This window comes from Flavobacterium rakeshii (genome assembly GCF_009741375.1).
Classification (GTDB): domain Bacteria; phylum Bacteroidota; class Bacteroidia; order Flavobacteriales; family Flavobacteriaceae; genus Flavobacterium; species Flavobacterium rakeshii.
Genome location: NZ_WOWP01000053.1, coordinates 58,459 through 75,450, shown reverse-complemented (window position 1 = coordinate 75,450; position 16,992 = coordinate 58,459). Strand labels below are relative to the sequence as shown.

Below are 16,992 nucleotides of genomic sequence, written 5' to 3'. Positions count from 1 at the left end.
CTTTAGGCTGGTAGAGTTGTACGTTTGGTGTCATAATCGTAGTTGTTTAAGAGGTAACACAATTCATTTAAAAGTGGGAACAGTCGGCATTCAAAATCGAGGGTATCGTTGTCCTGCGGTTGCCCGTCAAAGAAACGTTTCAGGACAGGCTCTTGTTTTGACACACTTTCGTTAAAGTTGGCGTTAACCGACTGTTGTACGTTTTCATACAGCCACCCGTCATTACAGGCGACAAAGCCGATGTATTTTTCCATCGTGATGCATTCGTAATCATCATAATCATCGTTTTCAAAATCAGGCAGGCAGCTTGTATCGGCGTGTTTGTAGATGGAGGTTTCAGGGTAGTCCTGCCACAGGCTGTAAAACTTTTGGGCGATACTTTGGCATTGTCTGTCCAAATCATCACAGGGCGTAAACCTGTCGAGCCATTCCCCGAAATGGTCGAAATGTACCGTGTTCCATATCCTGCGCAGCATGGTTTCCCCGTAATGCTGTGCAGCCCGTAACTGGCTTACATAGTCGTAATAGTCTTTTTGCTCCCAATCATCGGGGTCATTGGTTACCCATTCCGATACCATCTCGTACTGCCAGTACAAAAAGCTGTCCTCGGTGTAATACGGAATATGTACGGTATGGAACAGGTAGCTGAACACACAGAGCAAGAGTTGTGCGCCTTTACAGTGCTTTTTGTACTGCATCATATAATGCAAGGGCAGCACAGGGATGTAAAAAAGGGTGTTGCCTGTGTAACAGGTTTCTGTTGCTTCCACTACAAAACTGCCATTATGCTCTACGAGTTCCAAACCAATATGCTGCGGGTAGGTTTGGTTGAGCAGCCTGCCCGTTTCGTAAAGTGCAACCTCCCTGCCATAAGGATAGGCAAAACCTGTAGTGTCCACAGGGTTCACATTATAATGTTCACACAGCAGTTTAAAACTCCGGTAAAAGTCCTCTTTTTCGCTGCTGCCTGCGATTGCCTGCCCTGCATAATGTGGCAAAAAACGGGTTTTCAGAAAACCATAGGCAGCAGCCCCACAGGGGCTGACCTCGGGCGGTCGGAAAGTACCTCGGCGGTGTCTTTCCTGCGCTGCAAGCCCATGAGGAACTCGGTTGCGTTTTTGTGGAGCAGTTTTTGCCTTTTGTTTTGGGGTAGCCGTAACTGCCCCGTTAGTATCTTTTGCATAGTCCATAACATTAGGTTTTACAATTATCCTTTTGTCCCCATAGTGGTTTCAAAACGGTACTGTACGGTATCGTTGATAATTTCAGGTCCGACTGCCTTGGCAGTCGTTAGTGTCGGGTAGGTATTCGCATAGAAATGCATCACGGCTTCTACGCTCCATTTCGGGTCGGGGTCGGCAAGGGCAAACTCATTGCCCTTGTCCTTCATGAGGAATACCCTCGGCAGTAGTGTGGTCTGTAGCATCTTTTTTGGTTTTAGGTTCAACATTCGTAATAGCTGAGGCAGGCTGCCCTGCCCCAAAAAGGTCGGGGCTGAATTGAGCCGACAGGCTCGACCTGCGTTTTTGGATTTCCTCGGCTTTATCGGGGAACTCGGAAGTTTTGGGAACTTTTATCCAAGCTTCCCTGTATTTACCTGCTGCTTCGAGTTTATCGACTTCCGCCATAATGCCCTTGTATTTCATTGCTTTGATTTCCTCGGGCGTGGTAGGCTTGTCCGATTTATCGGCTTTGTCTGCCTTTTCGGTTTTCTTCTTTTCCATAGCTGCGTTTTTCTTGGCAGCTTCCTGTCCTTTAAGAAACTGTTCCATATTCACAAGCAGTTTGGAGGTTTCGGCTACGGGTGTGGCAATGGCATCAAAAAAGCCCTCACACAATTCCTTTGCGCTGCCTTTTAAAATAAGTGGCGGTATATGGTTCTTTGCTGCATCCCCGCAGCCGTCATTTTGCAGCAGTACAGAGGTGGTCAGTTGTTCCCCGTCCTTTCTGACGGTAATGTTCAGGCAGCCCTCAAAGGGAATCGCTGCGATATGGGCGAAAAAATTTGTAACGGGCATGGCATTTATTTTTTGGGTTTACGTTTCGGTTCGGGGTTGCTTTCTATTACAAGCCTTATCAGGTTCAGGGCGGTTGTGGTATCTAAGGCATCGGCTGCGGTCATTGCCACGTGGTCAAGCCTTTCAAAATAGGGCAGTACTTTTTTTAGTGTGGTTACTGCCTTGCGTTCTGTGGTTTGTGCTAATATGCTCATAACATTAAATTTTAAGCAGCCCCGCAAAGCAGGGCTGCGGTTAACTATCAGTTGCATTGCAGGGCAACCGCCCCATCTTTGGCAAAGCCTCCGCACAGGTCAAAGGCTTTTTGCCCCCGTGCCTGTGCCGTCCCGCCCAAACAAATGGATTTTAGTTTATCCTCATCCGTTTTAAAGCTGCGTACATTTTGGTAGTAGCCCGTAACGGCATTGTAGGCACCAAACAAAGTGCCTTTGGTGGTAACAAGGCTTTGCGTATCGTCTGCCATAGCGTATTCAAATGCTGCATCACAGGCGTTTTTGTACATGGTTGAAAGTTCCTCATGAGCCCCTTTCTTTAAAAGGTTGTAGGTTTCTTTGTTGGGGCAAAGTGCCAACTGTATCAACTGTTTTACCTGTTTATCGGCAATGCGCACGTTAGCCCACTCGTTAAAAATGCCCTCTAACTGCAACGACAGGTTATCGGCAACGCCCACCACTTTGTGCGCCTGCTCCAAACGTTCTTTAGCCCCTGCGGTATGGCGTATACGCACCACGTTATTTGCGGTTTTCAGGGCTGCATTAAGGGTGTTTTGGCAGACGATGCGCACGGGCGTAAAGGCTGCGGTTATTGACCCGCTACCATCGTGGGAGGTGGTTAGGAAAATGTACTTTTCGGTCACGTCATCCCCATTGCCCACACGGATATAGCCGGGCAGCTTGGCAGTAATAAAGATGCGTTCCCCGTTGCCGAGTGCGCCTGCGGTTTCGTAAAGTATGCCCTCGCTACCGCCTACAATGGCATCAAAAAAAGCAAACGCATCACTGTTTTGTACAATTTGGTAGTCTTTACCCACCACGCCAAACACGGCTTTGGTGTCGGTGCGCATGGTGGCGTATTGGTCGGGTATGGGATAGGTATCAAATAATCCTGTACCCCTTGCGAAAATCGGTGCTTTGGTTACTTCATAGTCCAAGCCTGCAAAAGCTATCGCTTCACGGCTTGTCGGGTAGTTTTCTACTATCTGCCCAAGCCCATGCCATGCTGGCTGCTTTACGCTCATAAAGGCGTGCTGCCGTGTTGCTTCATTGAAATTTATATTATGTGCCATGATGTTACAATTTAAAGGTTAAACAGTTTTAAAACGGTAGGTCATCGTCAGGGGCTGTACCATTGGGTACTACTTCGGCTTCGTGCACGGGTGCTGCGCCTGCTGCGGTCTGGTTTACAGGCTGCGCTTTATCTGTGGCTGCCCCACCACCGTGCAGGGTAATTTTGGAGGTGTGGAAGTTCAGCCCCGCTTTGGGCTGCCCCTCAGCATCCACCCACGCGCGGGCACTCACACGCCCTGCGAGTTCTACAATAGTTCCTTTGGTGAGGTACTGTGCTATGCCTGTGGCTATCCAGTAGGAACAGTCAAAGAATTCAGTCTGTGTGATACGTTCCCCGCTTTTTGCCTTATAGCTGTCACTGACCGCCACTGAGAAGTTCACCACCTGCCTGTTGTCGGACAGCGTACGCACCTGCGCATCCGCTGTCAGTCGTCCTGTAATTTCCATAATTAAAAGATGTTAAGTTTGACAAAATGTTTAATCTGCTTTCCCCAATCCCGCATACATTTTCCAAAAGAAAAAACGGAAAAAAAGAAAGCCAGCCCAAAGCGGGCGGTAAGGGCGCGGCGTGCTATAAGTCCCGGAGGGTGGCCCGCGCGGCAGCCGGAGCCATTATGCGCACAGAGCAACCGCCGCCTGCTAGCTTAGCTGCCCTTTTTGGCCGTTTTCGCATTGGATTTAAGTATATAAAAACCTGTAACATTTTGTTAAAGATATGTTAACAAATATTACAGGTCTTTATATTTTGATATATTTGAATGTGTTGTTAATCAGTGCCTTACCTTTGATTGTGCTTGTTTTATAGTTTTGTTATTTTTGGTCAGGTAGCTACTAAATTTACTATAAATTTCAATTTTATGAAACAGGTTTTACACCTACCATTCAGTACCATCTCCTTACCTTCTAATCAAAACTTCCGTATTTTAGGACAAAGTCTTACTCAATATTTTGTGACAAAATTAATCTGTCTTTTTTCTTTATTATTCTTACTGTTTGCGTGCGATACAGATGACAACAATGACGATAGTTTGCCTGAAGCTACTACTACAGGAGCTGGAACTTTTGCCTGTCGTGTAGATGGTAAGAGCTTTATAGATCCCGGTAGTACCTTTAACTGTTTCTACCAATATATAGACGGGATTTATCATTTTGGGATTGGCGGAGAGGATGAAGATTATAAGGATAGTAATAGACCCTGGTCTTTGTACCTATTATCTGAAAACGTGGAATTAGAGCAAGGGCAGACATATCAGCTATTAACTGAAAATAGTGGAAATGTAGTGGGCATGGCATTTTTTTCCTATTCTCCTAATGAAAATTATCTGCAGCAAACCGATTTGGAATATACCGGTGAGCTCACCATAACGCGGCTGGGAACCGGTAATGACCCGCATATCCTGTCAGGTACCTTTTGGTTTGATGTAGTTCACCCTTTAACGAGCGAGACTGTTCATATCACTGACGGGCGTTTTGATACTATGTATCTCGAGTAAACCAATTAACCAATTATATTTATGAAAAAAATCGCCTTACTTTTAAGTCTGGCCTGGAGTGCTTTTGCCTTAGGTCAGCGTCATGTTAACACACAATGGAGGAATGAGGTCAATTCTGTATTTTCCCATATTGAGCTCGGCCGTGTTCCTAATAATGTTCTGTTAGATTATGCCTTTGAATTTACCGACGTTACGGCATATAACGGGACACTAACAGACAGTACCGCCATTAATGTCGATGTATTTAGTGATATTTACAGTACGTTGTATATGGGAAATACAGTTCAAAATAATCCCAGTTTCCCTAAACTTGATCAGATCGCAGCGAACTGGGTCAACGAGCGTCTTAAAACTGCAGCACAACATAATACTGTAACACTTTCCGGATTGTATTACAAATATTCTCGTATTAGTCCGTTGGCACTACAGGAAAATAAGATTAGTGTTGTCAATGAAAGTTATTACGAATATAAGTATGTAAACGGAGTATGGCAGGATCCTTTCGAAACATTAAATGCAATAGCTTTCAGTCCTCCTATAAGTAGCTTTAATAAACGGACTTTTGATGTAGTTCTGCCCCAAACCCTGATGTTAAGTAACAGTCTGTCGGAAATAGATAAAATTGAGTTTGACGGTCAGGATGGCACCGGTTACCACGAACTTAGGTATGATCAACCGGTTACTCTTCAGTATATGGATGATGGCGTTTATAAATGGATGTACAGGATTACACTTTCTGACCGTAGTGTTTTATATAGTTATAATTTCTTCTCTGTCAAAGGAGCTTTATCTTCTGACGCAACAGTAACTGATATTGAAGGGGCAACACTTAATATAGATTACGTACCGGGAAATAACGGGCAGCTGCGTAGGCCTTTTATAGTAGTAGAAGGTTTTGATACCGGACATATCAGTCAACCGGAAACTGAAGGAGGGGACAGGTCTCTTTCTGATTTTTATAGTGATATCTTTTATTCCAATAAACTGCGTAGCCTGCTCTATAGTAATGGGACACAAGAATACGATGTGATTTATGTGGACTGGGAAAGAGGGACTGCAGACCTAAGAGATAATAGCGTGGTGCTTGAGAACATTATTAACTGGGTAAATGAGAATAAGATTGGTAATGAGGAAATTGTTATTTTAGGCCAAAGTATGGGAGGTGTAATTTCACGTTATACATTGGCACGAATGGAGAATGACAATGATCCTCGGAATCATGGCGTAAGAACCTTCATTAGTCATGACGCTCCCCACCAGGGGAGTAATACGCTTTTAAGCGGTCAGATGTTTGTAAGACACATGTACAACGAATACCTGGACACACCGTTATACCAACTAGGAGAGGATGTTTTACCAGTTATCTACACATTACTTGATTCAATGGCCAGTCTGCTGAATAATTATACTGGAAGTAACCTTTCGGTGCAGCAGTATGTAAGCCCTGAAGATCTTTTAACCCTGCAGGATACTCCTGCCGCAGTACAAATGAACTATTACTGGTTCACCCCATCTGAGGAAGTTGATACAAGTCTACATGAACAATGGCAGGCTGAACTGGAAAACATGGGATATCCGCAGCAGAGCTATAATATTGCTGTGAGTAATGGAAATGAATGCGGTGGAGATCAGGGATTTATTCCTGGTGCTGTACTTGCCGATATGCATAAAGAGGGGAATAAGGCTTTTTTCAGAAGAGTCTTATGGGGATTAGCGGTACCCCTTATAGGCATACTTACCAATGATATCGAATTGACCCTGTTAGGAATCTTACCCGGTTCCAGCCGATTTTATTTTGATTTTGAACTTAAGGCACTTCCTGATATAGGGGCATCTCAAAGAAATATTTATAATGGTAAAATCAGATATAAGAAAAAATTTCTTTGGATCATTGGTATATGGCATACACTTACTGAGCGCAGTAAAGCTGCCCCTAACTATACCTTACCCTTTGATTCCTATCCGGGAGGAAATTTTGATATTAGTGCCTATGGAGAGGATATACCCAATATCTTTCCTGATTTTAATTTTAATTACGCTACCTATGGGTTCATACCTACAGTCAGTGCTCTTGACGTAAAGCGTAACGATGCGGCTCCGGCTCCGGTTGATTATTTAAAGGTATATGGTTTTAATACGATGCCTGAGACAAGCCTGAGTAGTCCATTTGATAACTTTTTGGTAGAAGACCGTGTTAATGCCCCCTATAATGGAGAACATATCAGTTTTCAGTCCAGGACCGGTAATTGGATTGCAAATGAAATTGATGCCATCCCCGGGAATGATGAGGTCAATGACTGTAGGATTCGTTGTGTAAACGAAATTGCTGGACCGGAGAGAATCTGCGATTTAGGAGGTACATTTTCCGTATCTGAGGGAGCGGATAGTTATCTTTGGAATGTAATTGGTGGTGATATAGTCACGGTAACCAGCCCACTCAACGAAAGCGTGCTCACAGTTGAACGTAATGGATCAAAAAGCGGTTGGGTACAGATAGGTGTCAGGATTAATAGTGAGGATTGCGATATTGATGATTGGATAATTACCAAAAGCGTATATGTCGGTGCACCGACTGTACAGTCTATAACCTATATAAATACTTCCAGTGGAGGTGGTAACGCAGGCGGACCGGGTTCTGGCGATGGTGATTCCGAATTACCGGATAATGGGCCTGTACTTCCGATGAACCCAACTCTTGTTAATGACGGGTGTGAGGTCTATTTAGAGATGAACTACACTCCCGGTATTAATGAGATCACGGATATTGAATGGGAAAAGGTTACCTCTGATATAAGTTGGTCCAGAGATATTGTCGATCACAGTGGACGCTATGTATACCTTTATCCTACATGTAACAAATTATTTACTTTTAGGATAAGAACAAAAAGTGATTGTGGCGGATGGTCTCATTGGCAGGAGTTTACTCATGATATTACCGCTTGTACAGATAACTGTGGCTCCTCAAACGGTATAGCGACAGATAATTTTTATATCTCACCTGTACCAGCTGTAACCGAACTCAATATAGGTATAAGAAACAATCACACGTGGAGTTTTCCTCCTTCAACAACCCTAATCCCCGTAGGCGGAAACCCGTATACTGACCCAGAAAATGGAGGTTCGGTATCAACAGGGCCTTATACTCATCCTGCACTTAACCTGAATGTTTCTTTTTATAATAATGCTGCTGTACTTGTACTTCAAACTACCACCATAGGTATACCTGCCCAGGTTAATGTAGCTTCTCTGCCGCAAGGGAGTTACGTTATGGTAATAGAATATCAGGGGCAGATAGAATCTCATACGATTGTAATCAATTAAAAAAAAGCTACCGTATGGGAAATATAAGATTCCCTAAAAATTACTAACCAGTCAGGAATACTGACTGGTTTTTTTAAACATTTACAGATGATGATCTTACCGGTTAAAGAAAAATACCTGTCTGAAGGTCAAGTTAATCCTCGGCAACATATCTTTTACTGACTTAGGTATATGATGCTCCCAATAGGTATTGGTAGTCCCTGACATTACAAGCAGCGTACCGTGATGCAGAGGTATCTCAACCTGTGGTACCGATTTGTCGATTTTATGCCTGAACCTAAATGGCCTTGTCTGTCCAAAAGTGACCGAGGCAATATTGGGATTGCTGCCGATGCGGTGCTCCTTATCCGAATGCCAGGCTACACTGTCACTGCCGTTACGATACAGGTTCAGCAGTACCGCATTAAAGGGAAGTCCGGTTTCTCTTTCCACTTTCTCACGCAGGGTAAGCAGCTCCGGGGTCCAGGGCAAGGCACCCTCACCGGCCTCTTCGGGCTGGCCATACCAGGCAATCATCCTCGGTGCTGTAACAATCTTATCGTACATCGGCATTTGGTATTCCCGCCATGGTGTTTCATGGAGTAATTTTTCATAAAAAACATCCGCTTCCGCTTTCGGAACAAAACCATCATACTGCATCAGTTCCATATCCGGTAGGTCATAATAGCGTTTTGGTGAATTCCCTGTGGTAAACAATTCCGTATCATCAAATAGTGTTGTCATAATTTCATCCTTTCTGCTTTCGCAATTATTCTTGCTTTTCTTTCCACATTTTTATTCTTCGACAGGCATTTCAGCCCGCAGGACCTTTCCGGGGTATTTCTCCGCGTAACCCGTAATGAGCTGCATAATATAGCGGTTGCTGTGGTAAGGTGTTACATAATCCTTTAGTTCGATAGCTTCTGTAATCCCAACATCTGACGGCATATAACCCATACCGTAGAAATGCCCGTTTTCCACCCAGATGCAGCTGCGTTCCTCACCGGAGCGCCCCTTGTCCACAATTCCGAAACTCAGCCTGCTATCAGCAAGATGCTCCAGAGCCTGTTCAACTTTGCTGTTGTGCAGCTTTATATCGGGAAATCCCTCATTGTCTTTTTTTACGATAAAATCGCCTTCGCCCTGAACCCCGTAGTGGCAGAACCGATGGTCAATACTGAATTCCCCGGCCACGGAAAGCAGAAGGTTCACCCCCTGGTGCAGGGAAAAGAAGTGTTCCACACAAACCTGTCCTTTGGACAGTTTCCCGATGCCAAGGTACTTATATCCGCTACGCGCCTCGTAATAATACAGCCCGAACTTCGGCTCGAACTTTTTCAGTGCTTTGTTGTGCAGGGGCCATAGCTTTCTGATCTCACAGCATTCCAATAGCAGTGCCATAAACTCAGTCCCGCAGACCTCGTGGGAGATGGAGTGAATATCACGCATAAAGTTCTGACGCTGGGGTGTGATCTTATGCCCTGAGAAATGCTGTGCTACCCGTTTCTTGATGTTTTTGGCTTTCCCGACATAGACCACTTTCCCCACCTGATTATAGAAATAGTACACCCCTGGCTTTTCGGGCAACTGCTCGAATTCGGACTGGGGCAGGTGGGGAGGGAGGTTCTGGTCGTGCGAGTTGCGTTTGATCATCTTGGGAATCTCCCCGGCCTCATCCCATAACAGTAATCGGGAGAGCAGGATGGCCGTGGCATCCGCATCACCACCGGCACGGTGGGCACGTGTAAGGGGTATATCCAGTGTGCGGCACAGGTTGCCCAGGCTGTAGGAGGGCAATCCCGGCCGTACCTTACGGGCAGCCCGCACTGTGCAGAGCTTGCGGGTGGTCCATTTCAGCCCGGCATGCTCCAGTTCATGCTTTACAAAGGAATGATCGAAATTCACGTTATGCGCCACAAATATCCGGCCTTCCAGCAGCTCCAATACCTTTTCCGCTATGTCATCAAAGATGGGCGCTCCGGCCACCATCTCATTATTGATCCCGGTGAGGGCAAAAATGGGCAGCGGTATTTCCTTTTGCGGATTCACCAGGGTTTCCCAGCGGTCCAGTACTTGTATCCCGTCATGGATAATGATACATATTTCCGTAATGCGGCTTCCCGAGGCATTACCGCCCGTGGTCTCGATATCTACTATGGCATACTCGTTCTTTCTCATCCTGCTTATCCTGTCTTTTTCTGATTAGTTGCTGTATTCATCTTATGCCTTGGCAGGCCGATTTCCTGCTCCTGCGGGTAAGGGGCACGATGGGTCATTGAAACATCCTCCCGTAATCGCTGCGCCGTACAGGTACTTTCCTCTTCGGTTTCCCTGTAGCGCGGATCGGCAATAAAAGGCAGCTTCTCCATTTTGGATATGGTAATGGTAGGGAAGTGGTAGTCCACCTCCACCGTACCCAAGAGCAGGTAACAGCCACCGCCCTTAAAAGGGTATTGTTTCAGGCTGCCGGTAAAATGGGCGGTATCAAAGAATTCCCCGTTGGCATCAATCCACGTCCCGAAATACATGGCCCCCATCTTGGTGGGTACATGCTTGCGCGAGACCAGATAGGCCAGCATCTTCACCTGCTTTTTATGGTACTGCACCAAATCCCGTGCCATGACATCCCCACGGTAGCCGGTTTTCAAAAGGTTGAACGGGGTAACCGATACCGGAAAACCCAGCAGCTCAATCTCGTCAAAGGCATCCTCGAAAGGGGAGCGTTTCAGTTCGGGGAGCCTGTACTGTTGCACCGGTTCAGGAAGTAGTTGCGGCTGGCGTTGCACCGGCTTAAAATGCATCATGATACGTCGGGCAGTAACCAAGAGTTCGTTCTTGTTCTTCCCAGTGCAGCGAAACGCCCCGATATAGATCAAAAGCTGCAGCCCTTCAATCCCTATAGGCACCCTGTTGATGAAATCCTCCAGCGAACTATACTCTCCATTGTCACTACGTTCGGATACAATACAACGGGCAATTTCTCCCTGCAGCCCCTGCAGGTGCATAAAACCCAGATAAACGTCTTTTCCGTACAGGGTCGTCTCCACTTCGCTTTTGTTGATACAGGGGGTATGGATAACCGCCCCGGACATCCTCGCTTCATGCACATACACCTCGGTACGGTAGAACCCACCCTGGTTGTTGATGACCGCTACCATAAACTCTATGGGGTAGTGCACCTTCAGGTACAGGCTCTGGTAGCTTTCCACGGCATAGGAGGCCGAATGCGCCTTGCAGAAAGAATATCCGGCAAAGGACTCGATCTGACGGTAAATCTCTGCGCTCAATTCCTCAGGATGCCCTTTGGCGGCACAAGAAGCAAAAAAATTATCCTTTACACGTTGCAGAGCCGCTTTGGAACGTCCCTTGCCGCTCATGGCACGGCGCAGTATGTCCCCGTCGGCAGCGGCCAGCCCCCCGTAATGCAGGGCAATCTTGATCACATCCTCCTGGTAGACCATAATGCCATAGGTTTCTCCCAGCTGCTCTTCAAATACCGGATGGAAGTACTCGAACCTATCGGGATGGTTGTGGCGGAAAATGTATTCCTTCATCATACCGCTTTGGGCCACCCCCGGTCGTATGATGGAAGAGGCTGCGACCAGCGTTTTATAGTTATCACACTTCAGCCTACGCAAAAGGCCCCGCATGGCAGGGCTTTCGATATAAAAGCAGCCGATGGTCTTTCCCTGTCCCAAATACGTATTACAGATCGTTTCATCCTTGGAAAGTGAGGTATCGCGTATGTCCACGGTAATCCCGCGGTTCTTTTTAATGAGCCGTACCGATTCGTCAATGTGCCCGATGCCCCGTTGGGAGAGGATATCGAACTTGTCAAAACCGATCTCCTCGGCCACATGCATATCAAACTGCACAATAGGAAAGCCCTTGGGCGGTAGCTCCAGTGCCGTAAAATCGGTAATGGGGTCTTCCGATATCAGTATCCCGCAGGAATGCATCGAGCGCTGGTTGGGGTATTTCTCCAGCAGCATCCCGTAACGGTGTACCAATCGTATTACCTCATTGGTATCGTGCCGGTCCATCGAAGTACCCGAGAGGGCATCCAGTTCCTCTTTCGGAAGGCCGAATACCTTACCCACCTCCCGGAATATGGATCTGTATTTGAATTCCACATTGGTACCGCAGAAGGCCACATGATCCGCGCCATAACGACGGAAGATATATTCCAGTATCACATCGCGCTCCTTCCAGGACCAGTCGATGTCAAAATCCGGCGGGCTTTTACGGTTGAGGTTCAAAAACCGCTCAAAATACAAATCCAGTTCGAGCGGGCAGATATCGGTAATACCCAGGCAGTAGGCAATGATGCTGTTGGCACCGCTGCCGCGCCCGATATGCAGAAAGCCCATCGAATTGCTGTAGCGGACAATATCCCAGGTAATCAGGAAATATCCGCTGAACCCCAGCTCATCAATCACCTTCAGTTCCTTTTCCACGCGCAGGCGGGCAGCCTCATTATTACTCCCATATCTTCGTACCAATCCCTGCTGTGCCAAACTGGTGAGTAGTTTCCGGTCGGCTTCCCGAGTTCCGGTATAGTGTTTTTTGTTGCGGGGCATGCCAAACTCATACTGGAAATCACATTGCGCGATTAGGGCAAAGGTATTCTCCAGCAATTTGGGGTAGGAGCTAAAGCGTACCATGATCTCTTCCGGTGGCAGCATATGCTCATCCGCTCTGCAATAATCCGAAGGGGTGAGCTTGCTGCCCAGGGTATTCAGGTCAATGGCCCGCAGGATACGGTGGAGGTTGTACTCGGTCTTGTCGCGGAAAGTAACGGGCTGCAACACGACCATCCTGTCCGTCCTGTCCCTCCAACGCGATTGTATCAGTAACGATAACTCACCGCTGCGCACCCCGATGTATTCAAATGCCCGCAGGGTATCCGGCGCCTTATCCATCGGATAGATGACCACTACCTCCTTAAAATCCGGTGCCTGAGCAGGTACAGGAATCTGCTCAAGATTATGATAGGTACGGTGGCGGTTGATCTCCGCTATACCCGCACGGTTTTTAGCCAGTGCGATATACAATAACTGATTCCCTTCACGGAATTCCATCCCGACCAGAGGCTTGATATCCACTTCCCTGCAAAGCCTGTAAAACTCATAGATACCCGTTACCGTGTTTATATCGGTCAAAGTCATAGCCGTTACCCCAAGGCTTTTACCCAGGGCGACCAGTTCGGTTACCGGGACGGTACCGTAACGCAACGAGTGAAAGGAATGACAGTTCAGGTACATACTATTGCTAACAAATAAATTAATTCATCTTAGGTTTAACAAACGCCCCGCTGCAGCGCATCACGGCGTTGGCCCCGAAGCGGTTCTTGATCTTATCCATGGCCTGATACAGGGACATCATTTCCTGGGTATCCTCAAAGAGGTTGATCTGGTAGGAACCCCGTACCAGCCTGCCGAAACGCACCCCCACAAGGCGCAGGCTCATGCGGCGTTGGTAGAGCTTTTCGAAAGCCTCCAGTACGGCACGGGTCAGGGTATGGTCGGCTGAGGTATAGGCGAGGGTCACCTGACGGGTTTCGGTATCGAAATTGGAATAGCGGATCTTTACCGTTACATTGGAGGTCAGCCAGCCTTCACTGCGCAGCTGGTAGGCCAGTTTTTCCACCATACCCGAGAGTACTGCGCGCAGGAACACCATATCGGTGGTATCCTGATGAAAGGTATCCTCGGTGGAAAGGGACTTGCGCTCCCGGTAGGGTTCCACCGGGGTATGGTCGATACCATTGGCCTTTTTCCAAAGCTCCAGCCCGTTAAGTCCGATCATCTCCTGCAGCACCTTTGCCGGCATTTCGGCCAGGGTACCAATGCTTCGGATACCGATACGGGAGAGCAGGGTAAAGGTGGCATTGCCCACCATGGGAATCTTTCGGATGGATAAGGGGTTCAGGAACGGCTGTACCATGGCCTGTGGTATTTCCAGGTTGCCCTTGGGCTTGCCTTCCCCGGTACCGATTTTGGAGACCGTCTTGTTGACCGACAGGGCAAAACTGATGGGCAGCCCGGTCTCACGGGTCACCAGTGAGGAGAGTTCATGGGTCCATTTGTAGGAACCGTGGAAACGGTCCATACCGGTAATGTCCAGATAGAATTCATCGATGGAGGCTTTTTCCATCACAGGGGCTTTCTCTTCGATGATCTGGGAAACGGTATGGGAATACCGCGAGAAGAGTTCCATATCCCCCTTGACAATACGCGCCTCGGGGCAGAGACGGAGCGCCATTTTAATGGGCATGGCCGAGTGCACGCCGAAGCGGCGGGCCTCATAGGAGCAGGAAGCTACCACACCGCGGTCACCACCACCCACAATTAGTGGAATACCCTCCAAATCACTGTTCTGCAGCCTCACGCAGGACACAAAAAAAGTATCCAGATCCATATGTACAATCGATCGCTCCATAAATTATTCATATTTGTACTGAACAAAATTAGGATTTATATTCCCAAAAATATTTATATTTGTCGGGATAAATAATCACAAAAGACGATGTCACTATTTTCAGATAATATCCGGTACCTGCGAACCCGAAAAGGAGTTTCTCAGGAAATTGTAGCTGAAAGCCTTGCTATCACACGGGATCGTATGGCCAAATATGAGGGGGGTAAATCCCAGCCACCCTTTGAAGTCCTGATTGGAATTTCACATTATTATCATGTGAGTATCGATCTTTTGTTAACTGCAGATATTCGAAAAATAGATATTGACGGGCTGATGCAGCTCGAGGATAATCGTATCCTTTTACCAATAACGGTAGACAGGGAAGGGGAGAATACCATAGAGATCATTCCCCATAAGGCCAGGGCCGGTTACCTGAACGGTTACAGCGACCCGGAATTCATTGAAGGCCTGCAGCAGGTCTCCCTGCCGTTCCTGACCAATGGCAAGTTCAGGGCCTTTCCCGTATCGGGGGATTCCATGCCGCCCCACAGGGACGGGTCCTTTATTGTAGGAAGGTACATCGAGAACCTGGGTGAAGTACGGGACGGTAAGACCTATATCCTGCTGACCAAAGAGGACGGTATCGTCTACAAACGCCTGAACAAAAATGGCAGGAACAGCCTGATGCTGGTATCGGACAACAGCTTTTACCAGCCTTATACTATAAAAGCTTCCGATATACTGGAGATCTGGGAATATGCCTGTAGCATTGCCACCAAAGAGGCGGAACCCGAGAATCTCGACCCGCAGAGTATCCGTGAGCTGCTCTACGGTATCCGTGAAGAAGTAAAAGCCCTTAAGGGAGTAAAGCACTAAACAAAGAAGCAACACTATAGTATAAAAAAATATACTATTACAGGAACAGCAACGATTTACTATTAATAAATAACATTAATTTAGCTACTGTTAACCCCAACCCCATGGAACCCATAATCCGTTTCAGGGTCAGAAAGGAACTTGACCCCACTACAGAAAGAAGTATACGTAAGCTTAAGGGAGGCCTTATTGCTCAAGCCTTTACCGATATCATTTATTTTGATACGGAAGAACCCGATTATTACGTGCATTATTTTACCACAACCCCAAACGACAGGGATCGTGCCTGTGAATATATAACCAGCTACAGTCTAAGCAACAGTCTGGAAGAAGTGGTATACCTGTTGTAATTCAGGACAATAGTATTATAGGTTGCGCATCGCTTCTGTAATATCCTCTTTGATGAGTTCCCAATAGTAGCCCCGTAATGATATGGGTTCAAAATCCATATCGGCCAGTGAAAATTCAGTAAAATTGTTCCGGAGTAATGCTTCGTCATGGCTGTAGGGATAGCGCTGCTTATGCAGGGAAATCATCTCTTTGATACTGAAATGCTCCATCAGCTCGTGCAGGTCCCAAAAATCCTTCTTACGCCCGCCACGCTGAATGATATCCATTTTCATGGCTATGATCTCCTGCGGGCCGGCCATACGTACACCCTGCTCTTCCAGAGCCGGTGTTATAAAAGGGTCGGTATAATAGAGATCCAGTTTCACGGTATTATCCCGGTCTGTTCCGATAAGATAGGATTTTCCCATACCCACGGGAAGTCCCGTACCAAAACCTTTATCCAGATAGGGAAAGGCCGATTCCAGAAAAGTCTCAATAGTCTCAAAATCAACCGTACCGTACTCCGCATCGGTAAACAGGTCAATATCCACCGATACGCGGTGTCCCAGTTGCAGGCTCAGGGCAGTACCACCCACCAGACGAAATTCTTTTAACACATCCGCTTCCATAAGTACCTGTAAGGACTCACGAAGTATCTCATTTACCGTATTCCAATACATCATCCTGTCCTGTTCCATTTGATAGGGTGAGTAGCTGTTCCATTTACAGCCGTAACTGCTGACTTATCCCTTAGTACTTCCCTGGCTTTGGCACTGCCGTAAAAACGCAGTATTTCCTTTTTCTCGGAGAGGTTTCCCCTTTCAAATACGCGAAGGATAACCGCCCTGTATTGCGCAGGCCAGTCAATATTATCAATGTTGGTATCCCAGAAAAGACTCTTACGCAGCAACTGCATATCAGGATGGTTACCGGTAGCAGTTTTCCTTTTCTCCTTTTCGATATCATAATAGGTCTGCAACAGGGCCAGTGTCCCTTCCTCAAGTCCGAGTTCCCGGTCAATTTTGAGTGCGGCCGGCAAGGGCAGGCTTCTTTTTCCCTTAATGATCTGATTAAAGGATTGTGGGGCAAGGTCGGCCGATAGGGCAATAGGGCGCTGTGCCAGATCCCTTTTTTTAAGTTCCCTGGCCAGAATGATACCCGGATGGATACCCCGATATTTCTCAAAGCGCTTTTCCATATTACAAATATAAGCAAAAATGCTTATACTTGCAGTAGTGTTAATTGTTAAAGTATTGGTTGTCATGATTA

Annotated in this window: 16 protein-coding genes; 4 read left to right on the top strand and 12 right to left on the bottom strand. The window is 46.9% G+C overall.

Features of this window, described 5'->3' with window-relative positions:
• Window positions 1-2: 2 nt before the first annotated feature.
• The 6 genes from GN157_RS13035 to GN157_RS13010 all read right to left on the bottom strand — a co-directional run bounded on the left by GN157_RS13035 (window position 3) and on the right by GN157_RS13010 (window position 3,751).
• Window positions 3-998 (bottom strand): hypothetical protein, encoded by a 996-nt coding sequence (locus GN157_RS13035; protein ID WP_157483932.1) that lies wholly within the window; start codon window positions 996-998, stop codon window positions 3-5.
• 209 nt (window positions 999-1,207) lie between these two features.
• Window positions 1,208-1,426, bottom strand: coding sequence for a PRTRC system protein C (locus GN157_RS13030; protein WP_157483929.1), 219 nt, complete (start codon window positions 1,424-1,426; stop codon window positions 1,208-1,210).
• Window positions 1,371-2,018 (bottom strand): prtrc system protein e, encoded by a 648-nt coding sequence (locus GN157_RS13025; protein ID WP_231749136.1) that lies wholly within the window; start codon window positions 2,016-2,018, stop codon window positions 1,371-1,373. Before GN157_RS13025 ends, GN157_RS13030 begins: the two co-directional genes overlap by 56 nt.
• Before the next feature lie 5 nt (window positions 2,019-2,023).
• Window positions 2,024-2,212, bottom strand: coding sequence for a hypothetical protein (locus GN157_RS13020; protein ID WP_157483928.1), 189 nt, complete (start codon window positions 2,210-2,212; stop codon window positions 2,024-2,026).
• A 47-nt stretch (window positions 2,213-2,259) separates the two neighbouring features.
• The gene (locus tag GN157_RS13015; protein ID WP_157483926.1) at window positions 2,260-3,303 is read right to left on the bottom strand and encodes a DUF932 domain-containing protein; all 1,044 of its coding nucleotides are present in this window, start codon (window positions 3,301-3,303) and stop codon (window positions 2,260-2,262) included.
• Window positions 3,304-3,331: 28 nt separating this feature from the next.
• Complete coding sequence (locus GN157_RS13010; protein WP_157483924.1) at window positions 3,332-3,751, bottom strand: single-stranded DNA-binding protein; 420 nt, start codon at window positions 3,749-3,751, stop codon at window positions 3,332-3,334.
• A 410-nt stretch (window positions 3,752-4,161) separates the two neighbouring features.
• On the opposite strand from GN157_RS13010, the gene GN157_RS13005 reads away from it, so the two are divergent.
• Both GN157_RS13005 and GN157_RS13000 read left to right on the top strand, forming a co-directional pair.
• Window positions 4,162-4,797, top strand: coding sequence for a DUF6252 family protein (locus tag GN157_RS13005; RefSeq protein ID WP_157483922.1), 636 nt, complete (start codon window positions 4,162-4,164; stop codon window positions 4,795-4,797).
• Window positions 4,798-4,818: 21 nt separating this feature from the next.
• Window positions 4,819-8,118, top strand: a complete 3,300-nt coding sequence (locus GN157_RS13000; protein WP_157483921.1) for an esterase/lipase family protein — start codon at window positions 4,819-4,821, stop codon at window positions 8,116-8,118.
• 96 nt (window positions 8,119-8,214) lie between these two features.
• On the opposite strand, the gene GN157_RS12995 is transcribed toward GN157_RS13000, so the two are convergent.
• From GN157_RS12995 to dinB, 4 genes are read right to left on the bottom strand one after another with little or no spacing between them, the layout of a single operon-like run.
• Window positions 8,215-8,841 (bottom strand): alpha-ketoglutarate-dependent dioxygenase AlkB family protein, encoded by a 627-nt coding sequence (locus tag GN157_RS12995; RefSeq protein ID WP_157483919.1) that lies wholly within the window; start codon window positions 8,839-8,841, stop codon window positions 8,215-8,217.
• Between the two features lie 51 nt (window positions 8,842-8,892).
• Window positions 8,893-10,275, bottom strand: coding sequence for an exonuclease domain-containing protein (locus GN157_RS12990; RefSeq protein WP_157483918.1), 1,383 nt, complete (start codon window positions 10,273-10,275; stop codon window positions 8,893-8,895).
• 5 nt (window positions 10,276-10,280) lie between these two features.
• A complete protein-coding gene (locus GN157_RS12985) occupies window positions 10,281-13,361 on the bottom strand; it encodes a DNA polymerase III subunit alpha (protein ID WP_157483916.1) in 3,081 nt (1,026 codons plus the stop codon).
• A gap of 19 nt (window positions 13,362-13,380) precedes the next feature.
• On the bottom strand, window positions 13,381-14,538 hold the full coding sequence (gene dinB, locus GN157_RS12980; RefSeq protein ID WP_157483914.1) for a DNA polymerase IV: 1,158 nt from the start codon (window positions 14,536-14,538) through the stop codon (window positions 13,381-13,383).
• A gap of 87 nt (window positions 14,539-14,625) precedes the next feature.
• On the opposite strand from dinB, the gene GN157_RS12975 reads away from it, so the two are divergent.
• Together GN157_RS12975 and GN157_RS12970 are read left to right on the top strand one after the other, a co-directional pair.
• Window positions 14,626-15,393, top strand: a complete 768-nt coding sequence (locus tag GN157_RS12975) for an XRE family transcriptional regulator (RefSeq protein ID WP_157483912.1) — start codon at window positions 14,626-14,628, stop codon at window positions 15,391-15,393.
• A 104-nt stretch (window positions 15,394-15,497) separates the two neighbouring features.
• Window positions 15,498-15,743: a hypothetical protein gene (locus GN157_RS12970; RefSeq protein WP_157483910.1), complete on the top strand. Its 246-nt coding sequence runs from the start codon at window positions 15,498-15,500 to the stop codon at window positions 15,741-15,743.
• Between the two features lie 15 nt (window positions 15,744-15,758).
• On the opposite strand, the gene GN157_RS12965 is transcribed toward GN157_RS12970, so the two are convergent.
• Window positions 15,759-16,421, bottom strand: a complete 663-nt coding sequence (locus GN157_RS12965; protein ID WP_231749135.1) for a nucleotidyl transferase AbiEii/AbiGii toxin family protein — start codon at window positions 16,419-16,421, stop codon at window positions 15,759-15,761.
• A complete protein-coding gene (locus tag GN157_RS12960; protein ID WP_231749134.1) occupies window positions 16,403-16,987 on the bottom strand; it encodes a helix-turn-helix transcriptional regulator in 585 nt (194 codons plus the stop codon). Before GN157_RS12960 ends, GN157_RS12965 begins: the two co-directional genes overlap by 19 nt.
• Between the last annotated feature and the right edge of the window lie 5 nt (window positions 16,988-16,992).